The organism is Rhodococcus sp. MH15 (assembly GCF_019266045.1).
Taxonomy (GTDB): domain Bacteria; phylum Actinomycetota; class Actinomycetes; order Mycobacteriales; family Mycobacteriaceae; genus Rhodococcus_F; species Rhodococcus_F qingshengii.
In genome coordinates, this window is sequence record NZ_LPNP01000061.1 from 402,354 (window position 1) to 427,002 (window position 24,649).

The window sequence follows — 24,649 nt, forward strand, 5'->3', positions numbered from 1 at the left end:
TCAGTGCCCCTTCTTGTTTCGCTTTCCGGTCGGCCGCGCACCCGGCTGCGGAGCAACCGGCGCACGGCGTGCAACTGGTGCGCCGACGGCAACCGTCTGCGTACCCTTCTCGGCCAGCGTAGCCCGGCGCGAGAGCACCTTACGAGTGTGCGCGGCAACGGGTCCCCAGCGTTCCTTCATCGACACCAGGAGCGGCGTCGCGAAGAAGATCGAGGAGTACGCACCCACGATGATGCCGACGAGCTGAACGAGCGCAAGGTCCTTGAGTGTGCCGACGCCGAGCATCCAGACCGCGACGACCATCAGAGCGATCACCGGGAGCACACTGATGACGGTCGTGTTGATCGATCGCATCAAGGTCTGATTCACCGCGAGGTTGGCCTGCTCGCCGTACGTCCGGCGCGTCAGATGCAGAACACCGCGGGTGTTCTCTTCGACCTTGTCGAACACCACCACGGTGTCGTACAGCGAGAAGCCGAGAATGGTGAGCAAACCGATCACCGTCGCGGGCGTCACCTCGAAACCGACGAGCGAGTAGACGCCGGCAGTGACGATGATGTCGAAGAACAACGCAACGATCGCAGCTACCGCCATGTCCCGCTCGAAGCGGATGGCGATGTAGATACTCACGATCACCAGGAACACAATCAGCGCGATCAGCGCCTTCTTGGTGATCTGGCCGCCCCAGGTTTCACTCACGTCCGCAAAACTGATGGCTTGCGCCGACGGGTTCCCGTTCTTGTCCTTGGGCTGGAACTCGTCGAAGAGAGCCGACTGAAGATCGTTGATCTGCGTCGCGTTCAACGTCTCCGACCGGATCTGCACGGTTGCGCTGGCACCCGAGCCGACTGTCTGCACGCTGACCGGTTCGAACCCGAGTGTGTCGGAGTAGACGGTTTCCACCGCCGACGTCTCGACTCCGCCCTCGGCCGGGAACTGAATGCGTGATCCGCCTTCGAAATCGATACCGAAGGTGAAGCCGCGCAGGATGATGCTCAGCAGCGCAATGGCGACCAGAGCGCCGGTCAGTCCGTAGTAGAAGCGACGCTTGCCGACGACCTCGAACGCACCCGTTCCGGTGTACAACCGCGAGAGCCAGCTGTGCTTGGGCATCGCGCCCTGATCGACGCCTGAGTCAGTGATCTCCGACCGGGCCGCCGCATCGGCGGACTCGGCGGCGGAACTGTTGGTGGACCCCACCGGGGAGTTGTTGGACTCGCTCATGCTCGTGTCTCCTTAGCCGACGCAGCGGCGGCAACCTTACGTTCGCGGGCAACCTCTTGCACTGCGCCGAGACCGTTGACGCTGGGCTTGGACCAGAACGCCGAACGGGACGCCATGCTGACCAGTGGCCACGTCACGAGGAACACGACAATCACGTCGAGAATGGTCGTCAGACCCAAGGTGAAGGCGAAGCCTCGCACCTGTCCGACCGCCAGCACGTACAGAACTGCAGCGGCGATGAAGCTCACCGCGTTGCCGGAAAGAATTGTTCGGCGTGCTCTTGCCCAACCGCGTGGCACCGCCGAGCGGAAGCTACGGCCCTCACGCATTTCGTCCTTGATGCGTTCGAAGAACACGACGAACGAGTCGGCGGTCATACCGATACCGATGATCAGACCAGCCATGCCGGCCAAGTCGAGCGTGAAGCCGATGTATCTGCCGAGCAGAACCATGATCGCGTAGACCATGACTCCGGAGAGAATCAGCGACAACGCCGTCAGGACGCCGAGCATGCGGTAGTAGACGAGGCAGTACAGCAGAACGAGAACGAGACCGACCGCGCCGGCGATCAATGCCGCCTGCAGTGAGGCCAGGCCGAGCGTGGCCGAGACCGTCTCGGCCTCAGAGGCTGCGAACGAGAGCGGAAGCGAACCGTACTTCAGTGTGTTGGCAAGTTCTTTGGCACTCTCGGCAGTGAAGCTGCCCGTGATCGAGGTGGCGCTACCCGCAGGCGTTGCACCTTGAATCGTGGGAGCGCTGACGACCTTCGAGTCGAGCGTGAACGCTGCCTGCTTGCCGATGTTGGCTGAAGTGAACTCGGCCCAGGTGTTGCTGCCGGTCGTCTTGAACGAGAGGCTGATCTCGTGGCGCGACTGCTGCGAGTTGAAGACCGAAGACGCGTCGGCAATCTCCTGGCCGTCGATGATCGAAGGACCGAGGAGATAGATGTTCAGTCCGTCTTGCGAGCACGCGACCAGCGGCAGGGTCGGGTCGTCGTTTCCACGGAGCGGATCCGCGACGGAGCAGTCGAGGTTCGCCACTGCTTGCTGCTGCACTGTCGGATCGCTGCTCTGCCGGAGGGCGCGCGCTGCGGCGATTTCCGCTGCTGCTGCGTCGCCTTCGTCGGTGCCGTCGCTCGGCGCGTCCCCGGTGGGGGCCGGAGTCGTTGTCTGCGGCGCGGGCGTTGCCTCGGGAGTAGTCGGGTCCTGAGCCAGGAACGGACGGTTCTGCGGCGTCTGCGTCCCGTCAGCGGGTGCTTCGGGGGCCGGTGCATCAGTGGCCGGAGTTTCGGCCGCCGGCGCCTCAGGCGTAGCTGTCCGATTCGCGTCACGGGTGGCGACGTCGATCGAACCCGTCACCGGGCGGATGTACAGACGAGCGGTCTGGCCGAGCGAGCGAGCCTGCGCACTGTCGTCGCCGGGAACGGTGATGACGAGGTTGTCACCGTCGACAACGACCTCGGAACCGGAAACGCCGAGACCGTTGACGCGGGTCTCGATGATTTCCTGAGCCTGCTTGAGACTGTCCTGACTGGGAGCGCTGCCGTCCGGGGTACGAGCGGTCAACGTGACGCGCGTTCCACCCTGCAGGTCGATGCCGAGCTTCGGCGTGGCCGACTTGTCTCCAGTGAAGAACACCAGGGCATACAGTGCCACTACCAGGACCCCGAAAAGGGCCAGGTAGCGGACCGGATGCACCGTTCCGGTGGAAGGTGCCACGATCTTTAAGTCTCCTCGGTAGGTGCAGAGCTTCAGTAAGTGCACGGCTCGGGTGGTCGACGACCACCCGAGCTGCGGCGTTCGAACTGCAACGATTGATCAACGGGGCGAACTGAGCTGCTGGTGTAAGAGCGGACAAACCGATCTGGACGTGTGTCCGAGTTCACAACTCTAGAACACGTACCAGTTCGACGAAGTCAGGACTCCTTGGTGAGCCGGATTTCGGTGTCGGCAGCAGACTCTTCGATCTCGGAAATCGAGTCGTCGTCGTACTCGTCGGTCTCGGTCGTCTCGACGACGCGCTCACGGATGACCAGACGCGACCAGGTGGTGATGACACCGTCCGCGATCTCGAGGTCCACGGTGTCGTCGTCCAGGGAAGCGATCGTGGCGTAGAGCCCGGCCGTGGTCTGCACCCGATCGCCGACCTGCAGCGAGTCCTGCATCTCGGAAGTCGCGGCCAAGGCCTTCTTCTGCTTGCGCATGCCCAGGAACATGGGCACCAGCAGTGCGAGGATCAAGAGGGGGAAAAGCAAACTCGACATGTGTTGATCAACCTCGGTTGTGTTGCACGTTTTACGCCGCGATGGTCCCGGATGGACCTACGCAATACACCAGTGTGCCATTAGTTGCTGAGGATTCCTGACAGATCGGCCGTTCAAGTAGGCCTTTCCAGTCGAAATTCACTCGCCGTTCGGATCGAACAACGTGGCCTGCGGTTCGTTGACACGAACCTCGATACCGCCCGCTGCGGCATCCGGCGGCGGTGTCATTCCGAGTTGAGTCCAAGCAGCGGCGGTAGCCACACGTCCTCGCGGCGTCCGGGCGATCATTCCGGCCCGGACCAGGAACGGCTCGCACACTTCTTCCACCGTCGACGGTTCCTCGCCGACGGCCACCGCAAGCGTCGACACGCCGACGGGCCCGCCGCCGAACGAACGCACCAAAGCACTCAGTACCGAACGGTCGAGACGGTCCAAGCCCAACTGGTCCACGTCGTAGACGGCCAAGGCCGCCTGAGCGACGTCCATGGTGACGATTCCGTCGGCGCGCACCTCGGCGAAGTCGCGAACCCGGCGCAGCAATCGGTTCGCGATACGCGGTGTCCCCCGCGAGCGTCGTGCGATTTCGGCACCGGCATCGACTTCGAGATCGACGCCCAGAATTCCGGCCGAACGCATCAGAATCTGTTGCAGCTCTTCGGGTTCGTAGAAATCCATGTGAGCGGTGAACCCGAAGCGGTCGCGCAACGGACCGGTCAGCGCACCCGACCGCGTAGTCGCACCGACCAGCGTGAACGGTGCAACCTCCAGAGGAATCGACGTGGCGCCCGGCCCCTTACCGACGACGACGTCGACACGGAAGTCTTCCATGGCCAGGTACAACATCTCCTCGGCCGGACGAGCGATTCGGTGAATCTCGTCGATGAACAACACATCGCCCTCGACGAGGTTGCTCAGCATCGCAGCCAGGTCTCCGGCGCGTTCGAGCGCCGGTCCGGACGTCAACCGCAGAGAAGAGCCCAACTCCCCCGCGATGATCATCGCCATCGACGTCTTGCCGAGCCCGGGGGGACCGGACATCAGGATGTGATCAGGCGTGCTGCCGCGAAGTTTTGCTCCGGTGAGCACGAGCTGCAGTTGTTCGCGAACACGAGGTTGACCGATGAAGTCGTCGAGACTCTTGGGGCGCAGACTCGCTTCGACATCACCGTCTCCCGCCACCAATTCGGCAGAGACCTGCGACTCGTCGTCGAAATCGTCGATCGGGTCGAAGTTCATCGAGTCTTACCGAGCAGCGACAGAGCGGAACGCAGTGCGACCGACGTGGTGGCCTCGGGCGATTCCGCCAGAACCGAATCCGTGGCCTGCTCTGCCTGCTTGATCGGGAAGCCCAGACCTTCGAGAGCCTCGACGATCTGATCACGGATCGAGCTGCCGACGACGACACCGGACGCCGCGCCGGCCGTCGTCGCGACGGCGTCGACCTTGTCGCGCAGTTCGACAACCATGCGCTCGGCGCCGCGTTTTCCGATACCGGGCACCCTCGTCAACGCCGTCAGGTTGCCTTCCGAGAGCGCCCGCCGCAGCGCGTCCGGTTCGAGAACTGCAAGAGTTGCCATCGCCAGGCGCGGCCCGACACCCGAGACCGTTTGCAAAAGGCTGAACAGATCCTTCGACTCGGTATCGGAAAAGCCGTACAACGTCATCGAGTCTTCGCGAACGATCATCGTCGTGAACAGTCGCGCTTCGCTTCCCCGGTGCAGCGCACCGAGAGTCACCGGGGTGGCATTGACCCGATAGCCGACACCTGACGCTTCGATGACCGCGTGATCGAGCGCAATATCGAGTACCTCGCCGCGTACCGACGCGATCATCGTGAACCTGCCTTCTTCGTCTCGGCCAATTTTGCCTGATACTTACGCATTTGTTCAGCGGCCATCGCCTCGGCGCGGGCCATCCGCTCGATCATCGGTGCTCGCCAGCAGTGACAGATCGCCAGCGCCAGAGCGTCGGCAGCGTCAGCAGGTTTCGGCGCCGTCTTCAAATTCAGAATTCGCGTCACCATCGCAGTGACCTGCGCCTTGTCGGCGTTACCGCTGCCGGTGACGGCGGCCTTCACCTCGCTGGGCGTGTGGAAACACACCGGAATGCCGCGTCTGGCGGCAGCGAGCGCGACAACTCCGCCTGCTTGCGCCGTCCCCATCGCGGTACTGACGTTGTGCTGCGCGAACACGCGCTCGATCGCGACCACCTCCGGCTTGTACTGCTCGATCCACAGTTCAGCCGCATCGGAGATCCGCAGAAGCCGAGAACCGAGGTCCATCTCGGCCGGAGTCCGCACCACGTCGACCGCAATGGGGCGCACTTTCCTGCCGTTGCTCCCGTCGACCACTCCCAACCCGCAGCGAGTCAAGCCTGGGTCCACTCCGAGCACGCGCACTTGTCACACCTCTCCATACCGAACAGCTGTTCGATAGCTTAGCGGTGCGCGGGACTACTACCCCGCATCAACACGCAACCCGGCCCGGACGCGGACGTCAGGACCGGGTTGAGTTGAAAAACAATCAGTCTTCGAGAGCCGCGAGAACCTCGTCGGAAAGATCGATGTTGGTGTAGACGTTCTGCACGTCGTCAGAATCTTCGAGCGCGTCGACGAGCTTGAAGATCTTGCGTGCGCCGTCGACATCCAAGGGAACCTCGACGGAAGCGCGGAAATCGGCTTCAGCGGAGTCGTAGTCGATGCCGGCTTCCTGAAGTGCCGACCGTACGGCAACCAGATCCTGTGGCTCACTGACGATTTCGAAGGTTTCACCGAGATCGGTGACTTCCTCGGCACCGGCGTCGAGCACAGCCATCAGGACGTCGTCCTCCGACTGGCCGTTCTTCTCGAGCGTGACGACACCCTTGCGAGCAAACAGGTAGGAGACGGAACCCGGGTCAGCGAGGTTGCCACCGTTACGGGTCATCGCGGTGCGAACTTCACCGGCTGCGCGGTTGCGGTTGTCGGTGAGGCACTCGATCAGAACGGCGACGCCGTTGGGTCCGTAGCCCTCGTACATGATGGTCTGCCAGTCTGCGCCGCCCGCTTCTTCACCGGCGCCGCGCTTGCGCGCACGCTCGATGTTGTCATTGGGAACAGACGTCTTCTTCGCCTTCTGGATGGCGTCGTACAAGGTGGGGTTGCCCGTGGGATCGCCACCGCCGGTTCGTGCCGCCACCTCGATGTTCTTGATCAGCTTCGCGAAGGATTTGCCACGACGTGCGTCGATCACAGCCTTCTTGTGCTTGGTGGTGGCCCATTTTGAGTGGCCGCTCATGCGATTCAAGCCCCTTTCCTGCTGCGTTGCGCACGCCGAATGCGCGTCTTTCAGCTCTGCCGATGTTACCCGTCCCACGTCACAACTCGCTGCATCCCCCGACACGAATTAGTCAAACCACGCATTGTTTGCATAGAATGCAAACATGTTGGTGCGAATAGATCACGCCTCCACAACTCCACTCGCGGAGCAGATTGCGGCCGGGGTTCGTGGCTCGGTCATCCGCGGTGAGATCGGTCCCGGTGACCGTCTGCCGTCCGCTCGCGCTCTCGCCGACTCGATCGACGTCAATCTCCACACGGTTCTTCGGGCGTACGCAACACTCCGCGACGAAGGCCTGATCGACCTCCGACGCGGACGTGGCGCCGTTATTCGCGCCGAGTTCGACTCGGGAAGAACAGCTCTCAACGAATCTGCGCGCGAGTTCGTGCGGCAGGCCCGAAATCTCGGACTCGACACCGCGCACATGCTCGACCTCATCAAGGAGACCAGCACACAATGACGACCAGCAAGATCCGACTCTGGACAGCAGCTTCACTGACGTTGATCCCGACCCTGATCCTGGTTCTCGCGCGCTTCGCGTGGGATGAACGCCTGCCCGAAACCGTCGCGAGCCATTGGTCCGGATCGACCCCGGACGGGTTCAGCACCACGACGACGTTTTTCGCCATCGCGCTGGTGATTTCTCTGGTGGCTGTCGTTTGCGCCTGTGTCGTCGCGGCCCGTTCGAGCGACAACGCGCCCTTGTTTCTCGCCGTAACCTCGATCGCGAGTGCGACACTGGCGACGATCTGGATTCTGAGCGTCGCCCTGACGATCGACGCCGGGTCGCCGGAAGCCGCGCGTATCGGCTGGTGGATTCTTGCGCCGATCGCGGCGGTACTCGTAGGAGTTCTGGCATACGCGCTGCCTGACCAGCAACGAAGCGGCCCGGAGTCGCCACTGCCGACCCCGACGCTCGACACTCCGCTGACGGCCTCCGAACGTGCAGTGTGGGTCGGGCAGGTCCGCAGCGTCTGGCCGTGGATCGTTACCGCCGGCCTCGTAGTTCTCGTGATCGCGACTGCCGCGTACTCGGATTGGTGGGTTGCCGTGATCCTGGGTGTGTCCACACTCGCCGTCACAGCATTCGCGTCGATCACCGTGCGCGTCGACCGTCACGGTGTCGGCATCAGTTCCTGGGGCGTTCGATGGAAGAAGATCCCCATCTCGAAGGTGAAGTCCGCATCAGTCGACGCGATACGTCCAGCCGAATGGGGCGGATGGGGTTACCGAATTACACCGCGCGGAACAGCCGTCACTCTCCGCTCGGGTGAGGCCATCGTGGTCACTCTCGAGAACGGACGACTGTTCGCCGTGACCGTCGATCACCCGGAAGACGGTGTGAAGCTGATCAATTCGTTGGTTCAGGCTGGTTGATTCACGAACAACGTCAATTCACGAACAACACGGCAGCGGCATTGCCGGCGAGGTAGAAGCCGGCAATGCCGAACACCCAACCCATCGCGCTGTCGCCGTAGCGAGACATCAGCGAGTCCACCCCGCTCAGCGGCTTGTCCAGTCGGTCGCCGGCCACGATCCGCCCGCACAACAGAAGCACTGCCGGAGTGGCCATGATCAGGCAGTATCCGGCAAGTATCGACGCAGACGTGACTGCGGACAGCCCAGCAGCGGTGATCATCGCGATCGCCGCCAAGTAGGGCAGCATCGTCACCAACTCGGCGGTCCCGGCAGCAATTGCCAGAAGTACAACACTTCTCGCGGAACTGCCCGAGCCGAGCACCCGCTCTCGCCAAACATGAGTTCGATCGGCCTGACCGGATGTGCGCCTCTTCTCGGAATCGAATCGAAAGCTCCACGCGAACAACGCGATACCGAGTATCAACTGCGCACCGCGGGCGGCGGGGGTTTCGAGCAGCGGGGCGACGACAGGCATACCTGCCCGTGCCGTCGTCCAGACTGCCACCCCGACAACAAAATAGAACGTCGTGATGACCACCAGATACGTCAGCAGCCTGCGAACCTGCGGTCGTCCCGGCATCAACAACATCAAGACCGGGACGACCAATGTTCCGATGCTCGTACTGTCCAGCAGGGCGAGCCCGCCCAGCGTGGTGAGCAGGACGAGTTCCACCTCAGTCGTTTCGGCGCTCGGGTATCGCTGTCTCCCTCGTTCGGACTGCATTCACGATGTCGAAGGCACCGATGATCGCGAGGATCACGCCGAGTGGTCCGCCGCGAAACCAGAAGAACTCGGCGTCACGCGCGAACAGCCACAGACAGCCGCCACCGACGACCAAGAGAATGCCGATCATCAACTCGAAGCGAATTTTCATACGTCGAGCCTGTCTTCTCTCTCGAATCCGCACATCAGCCATCGGAACAACGCCGACCTCATCATTTGGTATGACAAGTCAGGCGCCCCGGTGTGCTCTGATAAGTCTGTGGTGACCAGAAGTCGGAGTGTCGGCAAGTGGAACGATCCGCTCATCGCCTTCGGCCTGTTCGCGATCGGGGTACTCCTCTACCTGGTCGGCCTGTACCAAATGTGGACAGATGTCGGAGGTGTCCCCGACGTTCCCGCCGCGGTTCGGATCGCGATGTTGGCTCTGCTGTGTGCGATCGACTCGTTCCGGCGGGTGCGTCCGGCAACAGCCTTGGCGGCGGGGGCCGTCATCGTCGCGGTCGACGCCGCCCTTGGCCCGACTCTTCCGATGTGGCTGGTCCTCTCGGATCTCACCTACGCCGCGGTTCTGTACGGGACGGCGCGGTTGGGCCGAGTGGTCTGTTCTCTGACCGCGGTGACGGTTGCCGCGCTCACCGCCCTCGTCTACCTGTCCACCCAGGACGTCCGCGCTGCGGCTGGGGCGGGCGTCGTGACCGCTCTGTTCTTCGGTACGCCGGTGTGGTGGGCACTGGTCATCCGTCGACAAGTCGAACTGACCGAGGCCGAACGCGAGCGTTCCAGAGTCCACGAAGCACTCGCCGCTCTGGACCGCGAGGCCGCGGTCGCTCACGAACGCGCGACCATGGCGCGCGATCTGCACGACGTGATCGCAAGCCACCTCTCCGCCATCGCCATCCACTCGGAGGCGGCACTGTCCACCTCAGCTCTCTCCGGTGAACGGGGCGAACCAGACGACGGCTTGCGGGAGATGATCGGGGCGATCAGATCGAGCAGTCTTGCGGGCCTTTCCGAGATGCGCTCGATGATCGAACTGCTCCACGCCGGGGACGACGAGACCCCGGACCCGCGTTCCTCTCCCCCGCGGCTGACCGAGTTGCCCGTCGTCCTGGACGCAGTTCGGGCAGCCGGCGGCACTGTGCACGTTGCGATCGACGTCGATGCTGCCGACCTGCCGAGCGTGGTCGATCACACGGCGTATCGGATCACCCAAGAAGCCTTGACCAACGCACTCAAACATGCGCCTGGCGCGCCGATCTCGATGTCGATCTCTCTCCAGCACAATGCATTACAGATCGAGATCCGAAACCCCGTCGGTCGCGACACATCCAGTTTTCGGGCGGGAACGCACGGACTTGCAAACATGCGTCACCGCGCCGAGCTGCTGGGCGGTTCACTCGACGCACTTCCGGTCGACGGAGAATGGACGGTATGCGCACAGCTACCGGTCCCCGCGCCGAACGGAACGGATCGGTGATCACCGTCGCCCTGGTCGACGACCACGCCGCGATCCGGTCGGGACTCGCGATGATCCTGCGGCAGCACGACGACATCGATGTCGTCGCAGAAGCCGGTGACGGAGCGTCGGCGATCACCGTCACCCGCACGCATCAACCCGACGTCGTACTCATGGACGTCCGGATGCCAGGCACCGACGGCATCGAGGCGACGCGTCAGATCATCGGGACGACCCGCAGCCGGGTTCTGGTGTTGACCACCTTCGACCTCGACGAATACGTCTTCGCGGCCCTGCGCGCCGGTGCTTCGGGATTCCTGCTCAAGACTGCGACAGCGGACGAGCTGACCAGCGCTATCCGCAACGTCGCGGCCGGAGATGCAGTGCTCGCTCCGCGCGCGGCGCGTGTCCTGATCGGCGAGTTCGTGCAGCGCGCACCCAAACCCACCGAACCGCTGGGATTGAGCGAGCTCACCGACCGTGAACGCGAGGTCCTCGCGCTGTTGGGGACGGGTATGTCCAACGCCGAACTGTCGCGTGAACTCGGAGTCGGTGCTCCGACGGTGAAGTCGCACGTGTCGCGAGTTCTGTCGAAGTTGCACCTCACCTCACGCGTCCAGGCGGCGATCCTTGCCCGCGAACTGGAGCTGTAGGTTCGGCCGAGGCTGACTACTCCAGTTATCCGCGAACCAGATCGACGAACATCTCGTGCACTCGACGGTCCCCGGTAACCTCAGGATGGAAAGAAGTGGCGATCACCGAGCCCTGCCGAACCGCGACGATCCGGCCTGCGGCCTCCCCCGCGGCGGCGGGAACCTGCGCAAGGACCTCAACGCCCGGCCCAACTCGCTCCACCCACGGCGCGCGGATGAAGACGGCGCGAATGGGATCACCGATGATGCCCTCGAACTCCAGGTCGGACTCGAAAGAATCGACCTGCCGACCGAAAGCGTTGCGGCGCACCGTCATGTCGATGGCGCCGAGATGCTCGGCGTCCGGCCGGGTGTCTAGTACCTCGCTGGCGAGCAGAATCATGCCCGCACACGATCCGTAAGCCGGCAGCCCGCCGCGGAGTCGCTCACGAAGCGGTTCCAGCAGCTCGAATACCTGCAGAAGCCGGCTCATCGTGGTGGATTCGCCACCGGGGATCACGATGCCGTCGACCTTGTCGAGTTCCTCCGGGCGCCGGATACCCACCGCATCCGCTCCCGAATCATCGAGTGCGGCAAGGTGTTCGCGAACATCACCTTGGAGGGCGAGTACACCGATCAACGGACGCGTCATCACACAGTTCCTGTCTTGTTCTCACGGCTGTTCTTGCTCTCATGGCTGTCGGGTTCGCGTTCGAGACGCGTCAAACCCTCCTGAACCACCGCTGCCACCATGTTGCCATCGCGATCGTAGATACGCCCCTGAGTGAGCGCGCGACCAAAACCTGCCGACGGCGACGTCTGGTCGTAGAGCAACCACTCGTCGGCCCGGAACGGACGCAGGAACCACATCGCGTGATCGAGCGAAGCAGTCTGCGTCTTCACGCCGCGGTGCGGGACTTTGGAAGTTCCGAGCAGGGTCATGTCACTGAGGTACGCGAGGGTGCAGATGTGCAGCAGCGGACGATCCGGCAGAGCCTCGCGGTAGCGCATCCACACGCGTTGTTGCGCGGCGAGATCCGGCGCTGACGCGCTCTGCTCAGCGGGCACAATTCTGATGTCCCAGTTCTTCCACTCCTGATAGAACTGCGATTCAGCCAACTTCGGAACGGTCTGCGCATCCGGCAAGTCCTCCGGCGCCGGAACGGAGGGCATCCGGTCCTGGTGCTCGATACCTTCGTCGTCGACGTGGAACGAGGCCGACATCGTGAAGATCGTCTTGCCGTCCTGAACTGCATTCACCCGGCGGGTGCAGAACGAGCGCCCGTCGCGGATGCGGTCCACCAGGTAGACCGTCGGAATCTTCGGATTGCCCGGGCGCAGGAAATATCCGTGCAACGAGTGCACGTGGTAGCTCTCGTCAACGGTGCTCACGGCAGAAACCAACGACTGCCCGGCAACCTGCCCGCCGAACGTCCGTTGAAGTGCGGTGGGATGGACCGCACCACGGAAGATGTCCTTCTCCAGGTGTTCGAGCGCGAGGATCTCCTCGATACCAACCATGAGTCCTCCGAAAACATAGACCGCCGCACTGGGCGCGATGACGGTTCACAATATCGCCTCGGCGAGCGGGCACGGCACCATGGTGGGCGTGAGTACATTCATCCCGTCCAGTCCCCTCGCCTTGGCCGAGCAGATTGCAACGCTGAGCGGATCGTTTCCGTCGGTGGCGGTAGTAGCGATCGACGGACCTGATTGTGCACAGCCGTCTCGGCTCGCGGAACTGGTCGGCACCGCCGTCGAGTCGCGCAACAGGCCGAGTGCTGTTGTGTCACTGCACGACTACGTGCGGCCGGCTTCGCTGCGATACGAGTTCGGCCACGAGGATGCGCTGAGTTACCGCACTATCTGGTTCGACTATCCGGCACTCGATCGTGAAGTGATCACCGCAGCCCGCACAAAACGGGCGTTCTTGCCGAAACTCTGGGACGAACCCACCGATCGATCGGCTCGGTCGACCCGTATCCCCGTCCATGAGCGCGCGGTCATCGTGATCGCCGGTCCGATGTTGCTCGGGCGCGGGCTGGAGTTCGACGTCAGCGTCCGCCTGGACATGAGCGAACCTGCCATGCGGCGGCACACACCGGAGGCAGATCTGTGGACCGTCGAGGCACTCCTCGAACACCGATCAGAAGTGTCCGAGGAGGTCGATTTCGAGGTCAGATACGACCATCCGGCCCGGCCTGCGGTGCGGTCTCGCCAGTGAAGGTCTCACTGCGATTGATCTCACGTCGGCCGACCTCACTTCGGGCGATACAGCCTGGTCAGACCCTCCTGGACGACTGCAGCAACCATATTTCCTCGGCTGTCGAAGATTCGTCCCTGCGTCAGTGCGCGACCGAAGCCCGCTGACGGCGACGTCTGGTCGTACAACAGCCACTCGTCGGCGCGGAACGGCCGCAGGAACCACATGGCGTGATCGAGCGAAGCGCTTTGCATGGCCACGTCCATGTGGGGGCCGCGGGAAGATCCGAGCAGCGTCATGTCGCTCATGTAGGCAAGCGTGCACACGTGAAATACCGGGTCGTCCGGGAGCGCCTCGCGGGAACGGAACCACACTTGCTGCTGTGCGGCAGCGCCCGGACGTTTGTCGATGTCGGCCTTCGGCACCATTCGCAGGTCCCAGTCGGACCACTCGCGGGCCAACCACGCAGTCTCGGGATCCTCCGAATCCTGGGCGATGGCCAAGGTCTCGGGGTCAGGAACGGGTGGCATCTCGTCCTGGTGCTCGATGCCTTCGTCTTGGACGTGGAAGGACGCCGACATCGTGAAAATGGCTTGCCCGTCTTGAATTCCGGTGACCAAGCGGGTCGCGAACGATCGACCGTCCCGAACACGATCAACCAGAAAAACCGTCGGCTCCATCGGATTTCCCGGACGCAGGAAATATCCGTGCAACGAATGAACCGAGTAGGCCGGATCGACCGTGCGTACCGCCGACACCAATGCCTGTCCGGCGACCTGGCCGCCGAAAGTGCGGGTCAGGGTGGTCTCCGCGATGATTCCTCGAAAGATGTCCCGCTCGAGGCGTTCCAACTCCAGAATTTCTTCGATCCTCGCCATCGATGCTCCACATCTTCCCGTGTACCGACGTCTACCGACCTTCACACAATGCCTGACGCACCCCCGGCCACCAAAGTGGGCATACAAAATCATGGAGTTGCATGCCGCCCTACTCAGAATGGGGGTGGATCGCCTCCGCCGTCGAAGGTCCTCCTCCGGGCCTTCTTCTTCATTCGGAGGTGCATTCGTAACCGCTGCCGCCGGCGTTCACCCCGCACACGAGCGGCTTTGTTTTCCAGACGTGTGCGCCGACGCCGACCACCCTCGGGCAGTACAGGCTCGAGCATTCCCGCCAGCAGACCTGACGGCCTCGTTCGGTAGCAATGTCCGGTCGGCGAGGTCAGCATGACGCTGCGGTCCGAGTTCGAGGTGTGCACCCACTGACCGGAGTGCTTGAGGCGGTGATGATTTCGACAATAGGCACTCAAGTTCGAGGCCACGGTCTTTCCACCACGAGTGGGATCGCGATGATCAAAGGGTTCAGTGTGATCGAGATCTGAATTCCACGCAGCGACATCGCAGTGCAACCACTGGCAGCTTCCTGCGATCACCCGCACCCAGGTGTCGAGGACAGCGCCCGGGCGGTACACGAACGCAGAAGGAACGACGGGCGAAGGTACTGGCTCGCCCATACCGGCAGCCTCGAGCGCGGCGTCGGCTGGTACCTTCACATTCCGAATCAGCGCACCCGCGGCGATGTCACGTGCATGCTCTGCACTGATCACTCCATAACCGTCGAGGTGAGCGGGTTCGTCTGCACCTGGTGCGTCACCGCCCTGAAGCGTTGATTCCAGCATGACCACGTGAACCAACGGCCGACGCACCACCACAATCCCGCTTCGATCTTGTGGGCACTCGTCCCGGCCGCAATCGCACGGCAGAATCGTCGACCCGGATACCAACGCTCCCAATGCGTCAGCTCGTCGTTGCTCGTACTTACGGGAATCGTGTCGACACACCGACATTGCCAACTCCCGCAACCGACGGTCGAAAGCCCGTGCTTCCTCCGCCGGAATACTCCCCAATATCCGCGCCATTCCGTCTTCGGCAGCGCTCACACCCACGAACCGGTCAGCGAGGGCGCGGCGTCGACGCTCGCGCATCCCCTCCGGATCCACCACGGCGACGATACGGTCGATGGCCGCCGTCAATCGGCGGCCCGTCATGCCGGTACCGCCATGTATCGGTGGTGCTGAAATCTTTTCGAGGAGTTGCCGTTCCACCTCGTCTATCAAATCGTCATCGACGTTGGCTGTAGCGGAGTCGATCAATCCGACTCGATACAAATCCAGTTCTCCGCGCGCCATGGCGGCACGCGTGCGATGGAGGCGAGTCTTGAGAGAAAAGCCGAGACCGATCAACTTTCCCGCTGCGGCACGGCCCATGGTCAATGCCGCGCCGAGCTCGGCCTCAGCCAGTTCGTGAGCGGTAGACGACCAAGCACCGTTATCAGTGTGGTCAGCGCTGCGACGCTCGAAAAACTCGGCAATGGCAGCCAGTTTCCGTTCCACGAGCATCGATTCGCGCGCATGCAGATCGGCGATGAGATCGATGAGGGCGCAGTCGGATTCAGCACCGGACAGCTGCGCTGCGGTACCCGAACTTCCTACTCCATCATCGAACATTCCTCAACATTATTCGAATATACGTTCGATATCCATGATTTCCAGGAATCAGTCCGAACAATCCTGATTGACCGAAAATTGTTGCGGAGCAACCTTTGCGGCCACTCGTGTTCCGGCAACGGATTCCCCTACTGAACCAGGGCGTTGATAATGCGGGCAGCTTCGGCCGGGTAGATAGGGCGGTCGGACCCACCACTCAATACCCAGTGGACTGGACTACCTTCGTCTAGGACTCGGAGTTGCACGTCGAGCGGAAACGCATCGATGTCAGCCGAGTCGACTCCAAAGACATGGACAATCTCATGCCCAGGTCGCCCCTCGAACTCGAAGATGTTCTCTACGACCTCGAGCAACTCGACGCTTCCCAACGTGACGCCGAGTTCCTCCGCGAACTCGCGCCGCAGCGCTGCCTCGGCCGTCTCACCGAACTCGATACCGCCACCGATCAATCGATGAAAGTTCTCCCCCGTGACAGAGTCCGTGCCGTCGAGTATGAGTATGTGACCGGAACGGACAGGTATCCCCAGTGAGATGTTACGAATTGACGACATACGACACAGTTTAGGTAGCCAACTCGAACACCATTTTGAATCCGACGACGGCGAATATCACCAAAAGTGATGGGGTGGGCGCAAATACGACTTGGACTTGCCGAGACTCCCGATGACAGACTCGAGCATCATTCCCAGACAAAAGAATCCATTGAGGAACTCGATGAACGACGCTAGTACCTGGACCGCACGACTCGCAGCACTCGACCTGACCCTCCCGCCGGTCGCTACCCCGGCAGGCTCCTACCTCCCCGCTGTTCAGACGGGGGCATACGTCTACACGTCGGGACAATTGCCGCTCGTCGACGGCACTACGACGTGCATCGGCAAGTTGGGCGAAGGTGTCTCCGTCGAAGACGCCGCCCAGGCGGCGCGGTTGTGCACACTCAACGGACTCGCGGCCGTCGATGCCTTGGTCGGGCTCGATCGCATCGTTCGCGTCGTCAAGGTTGTTGGATTTGTTGCTTCCGGATCCGGATTCTCGCAGCAACCCCAGGTGATCAACGGCGCCTCCGACCTGCTGGCCGAGATCTTCGGCACGGCAGGACAACACGCACGCTCCGCGATCGGCGTCGCCGAACTACCCCGAAACAGTGCCGTCGAGGTCGAGTTCGTGTTCGAGGTATCGGACAGCATCTGATCGGTCTGCCACACCCCGAAGGGGCGGCGGTTGCCAACGCAACCGCCGCCCCTTCGTCTGTGAGGACTTTCAGGCACTGAGCCCGGTCGTCGAACCTGCTGTCACCAACCGCGCTCTGCGAGGCGGTGTCCGACGGGCAGGTCGTCGACGTTGATACCGACCATTGCCTCGCCGAGTCCGCGCGAGACCTTGGCGAGCACGTCCGGGTCGTCGTAGAACGTGGTGGCCTTGACGATGGCCTCGGCGCGCTGCTTCGGGTTGCCGGACTTGAAGATGCCCGATCCGACGAACACGCCCTCGGCGCCGAGCTGCATCATCATGGCAGCGTCTGCCGGGGTGGCGATGCCGCCCGCGGTGAACATGGTGACCGGCAGCTTGCCGGCCTTGGCGACCTCGACGACCAGTTCGTACGGGGCCTGCAGTTCCTTGGCGGCTACGTACAGTTCGTCCTCGCTCAGCGAGGTCAACCGGCGGATCTCGCCGCGGATGGTGCGCATATGGGTGGTGGCGTTGGAGACGTCTCCGGTGCCTGCTTCACCCTTCGAGCGGATCATGGCCGCGCCTTCGTTGATGCGACGGAGCGCTTCGCCGAGGTTGGTGGCGCCACAGACGAAGGGAGCGGTGAACTTCCACTTGTCGATGTGGTTGGCGTAGTCGGCCGGGGTCAGGACCTCGGACTCGTCGATGTAGTCGACGCCGAGGCTCTGCAGGATCTGCGCTTCGACGAAGTGACCGATGCGTGCCTTGGCCATGACGGGGATGCTGACGGTGGAGATGATGCTGTCGATCATGTCCGGGTCGCTCATGCGCGAGACGCCGCCCTGTGCGCGAATGTCTGCGGGGACCCGCTCGAGTGCCATGACGGCGACGGCGCCTGCGTCTTCGGCGATCTTGGCCTGCTCAGCGGTGACCACGTCCATGATCACACCGCCCTTGAGCATTTCAGCCATGCCGCGCTTGACGCGGGCGGTGCCGATGGCGGTGGTGGGGGCAGAGTCGGGGGTGCTCACAGCAAACTCCTGCAGTAGTGGCGTGACAAAAGAAACGAGGCACGGCGAACACACGAGTTCATTCGCTCGGAGGCCTCTGGCCAGAACTCTAGGACTAACCGGCCTTCGATTCCGTATCCAATTTGCCATTGCTGGCCTTAGACTGCCCGCGAGCACTGAACGACCGAAAGATCAGCGGATGGAACGCACTTCCGGATCCTCGGTACCGTCCGCGATCGTCGCCGCTTCCACCAGGAGGTTTGCCAGATCCAACGGGTAGACCGGCTCACCGGACTTGGCCAATTGGCGGATCTCGTCGGCGCTGCACCAGCGATGGCCGGTGATGGCACGCTGCTCCAATTCCGTGTGGCCTTGGAAGACCGGCTCGAAGCCGTGAGTGCGCGTAGCGAAGAACAGCTCTTCCGAACGGATCAGCTCACCGTCGAACGGGAAAATCGCCACACGACGCCAGAGTGGACCTCGCAGATTCTCCGGAGCCACGACGAATCCGGTCTCCTCCTCGATCTCACGAACGGCAGCCGCCCGCAGGTGTTCGCCCCGTTCGAGCCCGCCGCCGACGGTGAACCAGAAGTAAGTGTTCGGGATCTTGGGATCGTGGCCGCGCAACAGCAACACCCGATCGTCCTCGTCCAGCATCACCACGCGGGCAGAGGTCCGTGACGTATCCACGGTGATGCCCTCGGGCACCGCCGCCGCGGTGGTGCGCTCGGAGATCTCGAAATACTGAGGCAGCGGTGCCGTTCCACCGAGGTGCAGCCAGCGAACAAGTCGACGCGTACGCAACGCGAGAGTGTCTCGCACCGCGTCGTTGTGGAACCGCCGGGCGATCAGCACGCGCGCTTCGGCATCGGCCAACTCGGCCACCAGTTGAGGGCGCAGCGACGTCGTGCCGTAGGCAGCGAGAGCATTGGACAGCCGGTTCTCGGCAAGCTCGCGATCCTGACGATCCGCACGTTCGGCGGCGTCCGCCAAGGTGACGAATCTGCGCGCGTCGTCGGCGTTCATGTCCACCGCCGCCGCGCGGACAACCGCGGCACGACGGGACAGAGCCGCATCGAGCGCCAACCACGACTGATCCGAACGCACATGCAGTCGATCGAGTCGGTTCGCCGTCCCGTACGCCCACAGTCCGACGACCAGGACGACGGCAGCGACGAGCCCGAGAATGAAGATCGTCAGAGCGGAGAAGGTCATGACCCCACCACGCGTACGCCGGTGCCGCCAACCGTGACGGTCTCGTAGACACGCAGGATCTGTTCGGCCACCACCGGCCAGTCGTATTCGGCGACAACACTTGTCGCGGTGTTGACCAGCGCGCGTCGTCGATCCGGGTCGCCAAGGACGGAATCGATTGCCTCGGCCAGGGCATCGGAGTTCCCGATGGGGACCAGCAAGCCGGCCTGGCCGTCGCGAAGAACACGACGGAAGGCGTCCAACTCACTCGCGACGACGGCGGTACCGGCCGCCATGGCCTCGACCAGCACGATCCCGAAGCTCTCACCGCCGAGATTGGGCGCGCAGTAGACGTCCGCACTGCGAAGCGCCGACGCTTTCTCCTCGTCACTGACCTGCCCGAGCAGGCGGAGATGCTTGAAGTACTTACCCGCCTCTTTGCGGAGTTTCTCCTCGTCGCCGCGTCCGACCACGATCACTTCGAGGTCCGGGTGACGCTCGACCAACTCCGGCAGCGCACCGAGGAGGACGGCCATCCCCTTGCGCGGTTCGTCGTAGCGACCGAGGAACAGAATGGTTCCACCTTCGCGCGGGTAGCCGGGCAACAGATCGGCCTCGGCAAACGCTGCGACATCGACGCCGTTGGGGATCTCGACCGCGTCGGATCCGAGAGACTCGACCTGCCAACGACGCGCCAACTCCGAGACTGCGATCCGGCCGCTGATCTTCTCGAGATACGGAGCCAAGACACCCTGAAACGTGCTCAGCACCAACGACTTCGTGGTCGACGTGTGGAAGGTGGCGACGATCGGGCCTTCCGCGATGCGCAACGCGAGCATGGACAGACTCGGCGCATTGGGTTCGTGGATATGTAGAACGTCGAAGTCACCTTCCGCGATGAACTTGCGGAGGCGGTTGTTCGCCGTCGGGCCGAAAGACAACCGCGCAACAGAACCGTTGTAGGGAATCGCGACGGCTTTACCTGCGGAAACCACAAAATCCGGCAACTCGTCGTCATCGGACGACGGCGCAAGCACACTCACTTTGTGACCACGTTCGATCAGCACCTCGGCCAGATCCACCACGTGCGCCTGGACGCCGCCGGGGACGTCGAAGGAGTACGGGCAGATCATGCCGATTTTCATTCACCCTCCATGCGGGCGAGCCGCGATTCGGAAAGGTCCGAGCGCCACAGCGGTTGAAGCATGTGCCAGTCAGCGGGGTGCGCTGCGATGTTGACCGCGAAACGGTCGGCAAGTGCTTGCGTGGCCGGGCCGACTCCGCCGGATACGTCGATCGGTGGGTCGATCTTGAAACCCCATCCGTCGGGTGTGAACCAGCAGTGGACCGGAAGTAGCGGCGCGCCGGTGTCGATCGCGAGCTTCGCCGGGCCCGCGGGCATCCGAGTAGGTTCGCCGAAGAAGGTGACGGGCACACCCTTCTTCGCCAGATCGCGCTCCCCCAACAGGCACACGATCTTGTTCTCACGCAGATGCTTGGAGAGTTCGACGAACGGTGGATGCTCCCCGCCGCTGAGCGGGAAGATCTCGAAGCCGAGACTCTCGCGATAGTCGACGAACCGTTCGTACAGGGATTCGGGCTTGAGCCGCTCGGCAACGGAGGTCAACCCGCCCCACTGCTGAACGCACCACACGCCGGCCATGTCCCAATTACCGCTGTGAGGCAGCGCCAATACCGCGCCATGACCTGCCGCCATTGCCTTTTCCAGATGCTCCTGGCCCTCGACCAGCGCATGCAGCGCCTTACCTGTCGCGACCAGGTCCATCGACGGAAGACGAAACGCCTCACGCCAATACCGGGCGTACGAGCGCATCGAATCCTTGATCAACTGATCCGGAACTTGCTCCGGCGTCGTGCCCAGAACTCTCGCGAGGTTCTTCCTGAGTTGTTCGGGTCCGCCCTTGCGTACCGCGAAATCCGCTCCGGCGTCGAACAGCTTGACCGCCACCGATTCCGGCAGGCTTCGCACCAGACGCCAACCCGCGGCGTATCCCAGATCTGTTGCACGCTCGGCAAAGCTCATTTCTCTGCCTCGCCGTCCGTGTCCGGCGCACCTTCGACCGTCGATGCGGCCGGGGCGATCGGCAGAAGTTCCCGAGCGCCAGGGGAATTGCGCACCGCGAGCACTCGCTGGAAGACCGTCACGATGCTTCCGGCGGCAAGTACCCACATCGCGATGTGGATTGCCCACGGAAGACCCATACCCGTCAGGCCGGATCCGACCAACACGATGATCAGTCGGTCCGGGCGCTCGATCCACCCGCCGTCCGCAGTCAGCCCGCTCGCCTCCGCACGCGCCTTCGCGTACGAGATGACCTGCGAGGTGACGAGGCAGATGAGCGTCGCGACGAGCAGCCACTTGCTGTTCTCGTGGTAGACCGCCCACCAGGCCAGGCCGGCAAAAATCGCGCCGTCGGCGACGCGGTCGCAGGTCGCGTCCAATACCGCCCCGTACCGCGTTCCGCCGCCGCGAGCACGAGCCATTGCGCCGTCGAGCATGTCGAACATGACGAAGAACCAGATGAACATGGTTCCCCAGAACAGATGTCCGGACGGAAACAGCGTCACCGCACCGGCGACGCTTGCCACCGTGCCGATCACCGTCACCGAGTCCGGCGTCAGACCGGTCTTGACCAGCGCCTTCCCCATAGGTGCCGTCACCTTGGACACCGATGCGCGCCCGAAGAAGCTCAACACCGCAGGAACCCTCCCCGTCGTGAGTTCCGGTTCGGAACTCGTTGCAGCAATGCATCCTGCCATGAAGCCGGATGCGTCAACCTATTGTTGCCAGGCACCGGCGAGTAGTCCCCTGGTCTCCCGCAGCAATTGCGGCATCACCTTGACCCCACCGAGCACGGTGATGAAGTTGGCGTCGCCGCCCCAACGTGGCACTACGTGTTGGTGAAGGTGCTCGGACAGCGAACCGCCCGCAGCGGCACCGAGATTCAGGCCGACGTTGAATCCGTGAGGATTCGACACGCTCTTGATCACCCGCAACGCCTGCTGGGTGAACGCCATCAACTCGGCGCTCTCCTCCGGCGTCAGGTCTTCGAGTGCCGCGACCTTGCGGTACGGAACCACCATCAGGTGCCCCGGGTTGTACGGATACAGGTTCAGAACCGCATAGACATGCTCACCGCGGGCAACGATCAGTCCTTCTTCGTCCGACATCTTCGGAATGTCGATGAACGGTTCACCTGTCGTGCCCGGGGTGTTGGGCGCCTCGGTGATGTACGACATCCGATGCGGCGACCAAATGCGCTGCAAATGGTCAGGGTCACCGACGCCGTGGTCGATCAGCGAACCTGGACCGTCGTCACCGGGGGCGCTCACTGCGCCACGCTTGGCTGCACCAGTTCGGCTGTCGGCGAGGCGTTCTCGCGGCGGCCGATCCACTCGGTGATGATCCGGACGGCGTCGTCGACGGGAATGCCGTTGATCTGCGTGCCGTCACGGAAACGGAAGCTGACCGCGCCGGCCTCCACGTCACGCTCGCCCGCGAGGAGCATGAACGGGACCTTCTGCGTGGTGTGGTTACGGATCTTCTTCTGCATACGGTCGTCACTGAAGTCGACCTCGGCGCGCACACCGGCAGCCTTGAGCTTCTTCGTGACGTCGAACAGGTGATCGGCGAACGCCTCGGCCACCGGGATTCCGACAACCTGCACCGGTGCCAGCCACGCTGGGAAAGCGCCGGCGTAGTGCTCGGTCAGCACACCGAAGAACCGTTCGATCGAGCCGAACAACGCGCGGTGGATCATGACCGGACGAGTCTTGACGCCGTCGTTGCCGGTGTATTCGAGCTCGAACCGCTCGGGCAGGTTGAAGTCGAGCTGGATGGTCGACATCTGCCAGGTGCGGCCGAGGGCGTCCTTGACCTGAACGGAAATCTTGGGACCGTAGAAGGCGGCTCCGCCCGGATCCGGCACCAGCGTCAGGCCGGAAGCTTCGCCGACCTCGGCGAGCGTTGCGGTCGCCTCTTCCCAGACGTCGTCGCTACCGACGAACTTGTCCGGGTTTTTGGTGGACAGTTCGAGGTAGAAGTCGTCGAGGCCGTAGTCCTTGAGCAGGTTCAGCACGAACTGCAGCGTGGTGGTCAGCTCGTCGCGCATCTGCTCACGGGTGCAGTAGATGTGAGCGTCGTCCTGGGTCATGCCGCGCACGCGGGTCAGGCCGTGGATGACGCCGGACTTCTCGTAGCGGTAGACCGAGCCGAATTCGAAGAGCCGCAACGGCAATTCACGGTACGAGCGTCCGCGAGCACGGAAGATCAGGTTGTGCATCGGGCAGTTCATCGGCTTGAGGTAGTAGTCCTGGCCCGGCTTGCGCACGGTGCCGTCCTCGTTCAGTTCCTCGTCGACGTGCATCGCCGGGAACATGCCGTCGCGGTACCAGTCGAGGTGACCGGAAACCTCGTACAGATGCCCCTTGGTGATGTGCGGAGTGTTGACGAACTCGTAGCCCGCCTCGATGTGGCGGCTGCGCGAGTAGTTCTCCATCTCGGTGCGGATGATGCCGCCCTTGGGATGGAACACCGGCAGACCCGAACCGAGCTCGTCGGGGAAGCTGAAGAGGTCCAGTTCGGTACCGAGCTTGCGGTGATCACGACGCTCGGCCTCGGCGAGCAGTTCGAGGTATTCGTCCTGAGCCTCGGTGGACTCCCACGCGGTGCCGTAGACACGCTGAAGATCGGCGTTGTCCTGGTTGCCACGCCAGTAGGCGGCGGAGCTTCGGGTCAACTTGAAGGCCGGGATGTGCTTGGTGGTCGGAATGTGCGGGCCGCGGCACAGATCGGACCAGATCTTGTCGCCGGTACGAGGATCGAGATTGTCGTAGATGGTCAGCTCGTTGCCGCCCACCTCCATGATCTCGGGATCGTCGATACCGGACTTGTCGTCGATCAATTCGAGCTTGAAGGGCTCGTCGGCCAACTCGACCCGAGCGTCCTCGATCGAATCGACGACTCGACGCGAAAAGCGCTGTGATCCCTTGATGATCTGCTTCATACGCTTTTCGAGCTTGGCCAGATCCTCCGGAGTGAACGGGCGGTCCACCGCGAAGTCGTAGTAGAAGCCGTCCTTGATCGGCGGACCGATGCCGAGCTTCGCGTCGGGGAATTCTTTCTGAACCGCCTGCGCGAGGACGTGGGCCGCGGAGTGCCGGATGACGCTGCGGCCGTCTTCGGTGGATGCTGCCACCGGCTCGACGTCGACATCGACATCAGGTGTCCACGACAGATCCTTGAGCGTTCCCTCGCCATCGCGGACAACGACGATCACGTCGGGCCCCTTCGTGGGGTATCCGGCTTCGCGCACTGCAGTCCCGGCGGTCGTCCCCGCGGGCACCCGAAGTGGGGCGGCTGAGTGCTCTGGCGCGGGACTGGTCACGGCGATGTGCTCCTAAAGGTATTGCGACAAGTTAGACAGGCGTCGTACCCACTGCGAGCACGCGCACGATCATGTTATCGGCCCTACCGACATGGTGAGACAACCGAGTGAAGGAAACCGGGCCGC

The 24,649-nt window shown here is 63.0% G+C and carries 27 protein-coding genes; 6 read left to right on the forward strand and 21 right to left on the reverse strand.

Annotated elements, in window-relative coordinates:
* From secF to ATN37_RS09805, 7 genes are all read right to left on the reverse strand, one after another.
* Entirely contained in the window at positions 1-1,224 is a 1,224-nt protein-coding gene (gene secF / locus ATN37_RS09775; RefSeq protein WP_007732958.1) for a protein translocase subunit SecF, read from the reverse strand.
* Entirely contained in the window at positions 1,221-2,942 is a 1,722-nt protein-coding gene (gene secD / locus ATN37_RS09780) for a protein translocase subunit SecD (protein WP_007732956.1), read from the reverse strand. The genes secF and secD overlap by 4 nt, the downstream gene beginning before the upstream one ends.
* A gap of 197 nt (positions 2,943-3,139) precedes the next feature.
* Positions 3,140-3,487 (reverse strand): preprotein translocase subunit YajC, encoded by a 348-nt coding sequence (gene yajC / locus ATN37_RS09785; RefSeq protein ID WP_003943339.1) that lies wholly within the window; start codon positions 3,485-3,487, stop codon positions 3,140-3,142.
* 138 nt (positions 3,488-3,625) lie between these two features.
* On the reverse strand, positions 3,626-4,723 hold the full coding sequence (ruvB, locus tag ATN37_RS09790) for a Holliday junction branch migration DNA helicase RuvB (protein ID WP_003943304.1): 1,098 nt from the start codon (positions 4,721-4,723) through the stop codon (positions 3,626-3,628).
* Positions 4,720-5,319, reverse strand: a complete 600-nt coding sequence (gene ruvA, locus ATN37_RS09795) for a Holliday junction branch migration protein RuvA (protein ID WP_007732953.1) — start codon at positions 5,317-5,319, stop codon at positions 4,720-4,722. Before ruvA ends, ruvB begins: the two co-directional genes overlap by 4 nt.
* Positions 5,316-5,885, reverse strand: coding sequence for a crossover junction endodeoxyribonuclease RuvC (ruvC, locus tag ATN37_RS09800; RefSeq protein ID WP_003943325.1), 570 nt, complete (start codon positions 5,883-5,885; stop codon positions 5,316-5,318). Before ruvC ends, ruvA begins: the two co-directional genes overlap by 4 nt.
* 124 nt (positions 5,886-6,009) lie before the next feature.
* Positions 6,010-6,762, reverse strand: a complete 753-nt coding sequence (locus ATN37_RS09805) for a YebC/PmpR family DNA-binding transcriptional regulator (protein WP_007732951.1) — start codon at positions 6,760-6,762, stop codon at positions 6,010-6,012.
* 145 nt (positions 6,763-6,907) lie between these two features.
* Here ATN37_RS09805 and ATN37_RS09810 point away from each other — a divergent pair, with 145 nt between their 5' ends.
* Positions 6,908-7,264 (forward strand): GntR family transcriptional regulator, encoded by a 357-nt coding sequence (locus ATN37_RS09810; RefSeq protein ID WP_047269313.1) that lies wholly within the window; start codon positions 6,908-6,910, stop codon positions 7,262-7,264.
* On the forward strand, positions 7,261-8,181 hold the full coding sequence (locus tag ATN37_RS09815; protein ID WP_218695077.1) for a hypothetical protein: 921 nt from the start codon (positions 7,261-7,263) through the stop codon (positions 8,179-8,181). Before ATN37_RS09810 ends, ATN37_RS09815 begins: the two co-directional genes overlap by 4 nt.
* A gap of 13 nt (positions 8,182-8,194) precedes the next feature.
* Here ATN37_RS09815 and ATN37_RS09820 read toward each other — a convergent pair whose 3' ends face one another.
* Together ATN37_RS09820 and ATN37_RS09825 are read right to left on the reverse strand one after the other, a co-directional pair.
* On the reverse strand, positions 8,195-8,896 hold the full coding sequence (locus ATN37_RS09820; RefSeq protein WP_218695078.1) for a GAP family protein: 702 nt from the start codon (positions 8,894-8,896) through the stop codon (positions 8,195-8,197).
* A gap of 1 nt (position 8,897) precedes the next feature.
* Complete coding sequence (locus ATN37_RS09825) at positions 8,898-9,098, reverse strand: hypothetical protein (protein ID WP_003943331.1); 201 nt, start codon at positions 9,096-9,098, stop codon at positions 8,898-8,900.
* Positions 9,099-9,209: 111 nt separating this feature from the next.
* Here ATN37_RS09825 and ATN37_RS09830 point away from each other — a divergent pair, with 111 nt between their 5' ends.
* Both ATN37_RS09830 and ATN37_RS09835 read left to right on the forward strand, forming a co-directional pair.
* Entirely contained in the window at positions 9,210-10,424 is a 1,215-nt protein-coding gene (locus ATN37_RS09830; protein ID WP_308125201.1) for a histidine kinase, read from the forward strand.
* Complete coding sequence (locus ATN37_RS09835) at positions 10,379-11,056, forward strand: response regulator transcription factor (RefSeq protein WP_063316448.1); 678 nt, start codon at positions 10,379-10,381, stop codon at positions 11,054-11,056. Before ATN37_RS09830 ends, ATN37_RS09835 begins: the two co-directional genes overlap by 46 nt.
* 25 nt (positions 11,057-11,081) lie before the next feature.
* Here ATN37_RS09835 and pdxT read toward each other — a convergent pair whose 3' ends face one another.
* Both pdxT and tesB read right to left on the reverse strand, forming a co-directional pair.
* Positions 11,082-11,687 (reverse strand): pyridoxal 5'-phosphate synthase glutaminase subunit PdxT, encoded by a 606-nt coding sequence (gene pdxT, locus ATN37_RS09840; RefSeq protein WP_007732937.1) that lies wholly within the window; start codon positions 11,685-11,687, stop codon positions 11,082-11,084.
* The gene (gene tesB / locus ATN37_RS09845; RefSeq protein WP_007732935.1) at positions 11,687-12,556 is read right to left on the reverse strand and encodes an acyl-CoA thioesterase II; all 870 of its coding nucleotides are present in this window, start codon (positions 12,554-12,556) and stop codon (positions 11,687-11,689) included. The genes pdxT and tesB overlap by 1 nt, the downstream gene beginning before the upstream one ends.
* A gap of 79 nt (positions 12,557-12,635) precedes the next feature.
* On the opposite strand from tesB, the gene ATN37_RS09850 reads away from it, so the two are divergent.
* Positions 12,636-13,259 (forward strand): hypothetical protein, encoded by a 624-nt coding sequence (locus ATN37_RS09850; RefSeq protein WP_003943324.1) that lies wholly within the window; start codon positions 12,636-12,638, stop codon positions 13,257-13,259.
* Between the two features lie 35 nt (positions 13,260-13,294).
* Here ATN37_RS09850 and ATN37_RS09855 read toward each other — a convergent pair whose 3' ends face one another.
* The 3 genes from ATN37_RS09855 to ATN37_RS09865 form a co-directional block, all read right to left on the reverse strand.
* On the reverse strand, positions 13,295-14,116 hold the full coding sequence (locus ATN37_RS09855; protein ID WP_003943337.1) for an acyl-CoA thioesterase II: 822 nt from the start codon (positions 14,114-14,116) through the stop codon (positions 13,295-13,297).
* A gap of 113 nt (positions 14,117-14,229) precedes the next feature.
* Positions 14,230-15,741, reverse strand: coding sequence for an HNH endonuclease signature motif containing protein (locus ATN37_RS09860; RefSeq protein ID WP_218695080.1), 1,512 nt, complete (start codon positions 15,739-15,741; stop codon positions 14,230-14,232).
* 128 nt (positions 15,742-15,869) lie between these two features.
* Positions 15,870-16,292, reverse strand: a complete 423-nt coding sequence (locus ATN37_RS09865; protein WP_030536863.1) for an NUDIX domain-containing protein — start codon at positions 16,290-16,292, stop codon at positions 15,870-15,872.
* Between the two features lie 163 nt (positions 16,293-16,455).
* On the opposite strand from ATN37_RS09865, the gene ATN37_RS09870 reads away from it, so the two are divergent.
* Positions 16,456-16,932: a RidA family protein gene (locus tag ATN37_RS09870; protein ID WP_047269323.1), complete on the forward strand. Its 477-nt coding sequence runs from the start codon at positions 16,456-16,458 to the stop codon at positions 16,930-16,932.
* Positions 16,933-17,033: 101 nt separating this feature from the next.
* On the opposite strand, the gene pdxS is transcribed toward ATN37_RS09870, so the two are convergent.
* The 7 genes from pdxS to thrS form a co-directional block, all read right to left on the reverse strand.
* Positions 17,034-17,942: a pyridoxal 5'-phosphate synthase lyase subunit PdxS gene (gene pdxS, locus ATN37_RS09875; protein ID WP_003943338.1), complete on the reverse strand. Its 909-nt coding sequence runs from the start codon at positions 17,940-17,942 to the stop codon at positions 17,034-17,036.
* Positions 17,943-18,113: 171 nt separating this feature from the next.
* Positions 18,114-19,136: an NUDIX domain-containing protein gene (locus tag ATN37_RS09880; protein ID WP_047269324.1), complete on the reverse strand. Its 1,023-nt coding sequence runs from the start codon at positions 19,134-19,136 to the stop codon at positions 18,114-18,116.
* On the reverse strand, positions 19,133-20,260 hold the full coding sequence (locus tag ATN37_RS09885) for a glycosyltransferase family 4 protein (RefSeq protein WP_003943332.1): 1,128 nt from the start codon (positions 20,258-20,260) through the stop codon (positions 19,133-19,135). Before ATN37_RS09885 ends, ATN37_RS09880 begins: the two co-directional genes overlap by 4 nt.
* Positions 20,257-21,159 (reverse strand): phosphatidylinositol mannoside acyltransferase, encoded by a 903-nt coding sequence (locus ATN37_RS09890; RefSeq protein ID WP_030536867.1) that lies wholly within the window; start codon positions 21,157-21,159, stop codon positions 20,257-20,259. Before ATN37_RS09890 ends, ATN37_RS09885 begins: the two co-directional genes overlap by 4 nt.
* Positions 21,156-21,833 carry a phosphatidylinositol phosphate synthase gene (pgsA, locus tag ATN37_RS09895; RefSeq protein WP_007732918.1) on the reverse strand — a complete coding sequence of 226 codons (678 nt, stop codon included), beginning with the start codon at positions 21,831-21,833 and terminating at the stop codon, positions 21,156-21,158. Before pgsA ends, ATN37_RS09890 begins: the two co-directional genes overlap by 4 nt.
* Before the next feature lie 81 nt (positions 21,834-21,914).
* The gene (locus ATN37_RS09900) at positions 21,915-22,469 is read right to left on the reverse strand and encodes an HIT domain-containing protein (protein WP_003943307.1); all 555 of its coding nucleotides are present in this window, start codon (positions 22,467-22,469) and stop codon (positions 21,915-21,917) included.
* Positions 22,466-24,523, reverse strand: coding sequence for a threonine--tRNA ligase (gene thrS, locus ATN37_RS09905; RefSeq protein WP_063316453.1), 2,058 nt, complete (start codon positions 24,521-24,523; stop codon positions 22,466-22,468). Before thrS ends, ATN37_RS09900 begins: the two co-directional genes overlap by 4 nt.
* Positions 24,524-24,649 lie beyond the last annotated feature (126 nt).

Bases quoted from the DNA above. Each gene is read 5' to 3' on its own strand.
- secF (WP_007732958.1), bottom strand. From the start codon at position 1,224: ATGAGCGAGTCCAACAACTCCCCGGTGGGGTCCACCAACAGTTCCGCC.
- yajC (WP_003943339.1), bottom strand. From the start codon at position 3,487: ATGTCGAGTTTGCTTTTCCCCCTCTTGATCCTCGCACTGCTGGTGCCC.
- ruvB (WP_003943304.1), bottom strand. From the start codon at position 4,723: ATGAACTTCGACCCGATCGACGATTTCGACGACGAGTCGCAGGTCTCT.
- ruvA (WP_007732953.1), bottom strand. From the start codon at position 5,319: ATGATCGCGTCGGTACGCGGCGAGGTACTCGATATTGCGCTCGATCAC.
- ATN37_RS09805 (WP_007732951.1), bottom strand. From the start codon at position 6,762: ATGAGCGGCCACTCAAAATGGGCCACCACCAAGCACAAGAAGGCTGTG.
- ATN37_RS09810 (WP_047269313.1), top strand. From the start codon at position 6,908: ATGTTGGTGCGAATAGATCACGCCTCCACAACTCCACTCGCGGAGCAG.
- ATN37_RS09815 (WP_218695077.1), top strand. From the start codon at position 7,261: ATGACGACCAGCAAGATCCGACTCTGGACAGCAGCTTCACTGACGTTG.
- ATN37_RS09825 (WP_003943331.1), bottom strand. From the start codon at position 9,098: ATGAAAATTCGCTTCGAGTTGATGATCGGCATTCTCTTGGTCGTCGGT.
- ATN37_RS09835 (WP_063316448.1), top strand. From the start codon at position 10,379: ATGCGCACAGCTACCGGTCCCCGCGCCGAACGGAACGGATCGGTGATC.
- pdxT (WP_007732937.1), bottom strand. From the start codon at position 11,687: ATGACGCGTCCGTTGATCGGTGTACTCGCCCTCCAAGGTGATGTTCGC.
- tesB (WP_007732935.1), bottom strand. From the start codon at position 12,556: ATGGTTGGTATCGAGGAGATCCTCGCGCTCGAACACCTGGAGAAGGAC.
- ATN37_RS09850 (WP_003943324.1), top strand. From the start codon at position 12,636: ATGGTGGGCGTGAGTACATTCATCCCGTCCAGTCCCCTCGCCTTGGCC.
- ATN37_RS09855 (WP_003943337.1), bottom strand. From the start codon at position 14,116: ATGGCGAGGATCGAAGAAATTCTGGAGTTGGAACGCCTCGAGCGGGAC.
- ATN37_RS09860 (WP_218695080.1), bottom strand. From the start codon at position 15,741: ATGTTCGATGATGGAGTAGGAAGTTCGGGTACCGCAGCGCAGCTGTCC.
- ATN37_RS09865 (WP_030536863.1), bottom strand. From the start codon at position 16,292: ATGTCGTCAATTCGTAACATCTCACTGGGGATACCTGTCCGTTCCGGT.
- ATN37_RS09870 (WP_047269323.1), top strand. From the start codon at position 16,456: ATGAACGACGCTAGTACCTGGACCGCACGACTCGCAGCACTCGACCTG.
- ATN37_RS09880 (WP_047269324.1), bottom strand. From the start codon at position 19,136: ATGACCTTCTCCGCTCTGACGATCTTCATTCTCGGGCTCGTCGCTGCC.
- ATN37_RS09885 (WP_003943332.1), bottom strand. From the start codon at position 20,260: ATGAAAATCGGCATGATCTGCCCGTACTCCTTCGACGTCCCCGGCGGC.
- ATN37_RS09890 (WP_030536867.1), bottom strand. From the start codon at position 21,159: ATGAGCTTTGCCGAGCGTGCAACAGATCTGGGATACGCCGCGGGTTGG.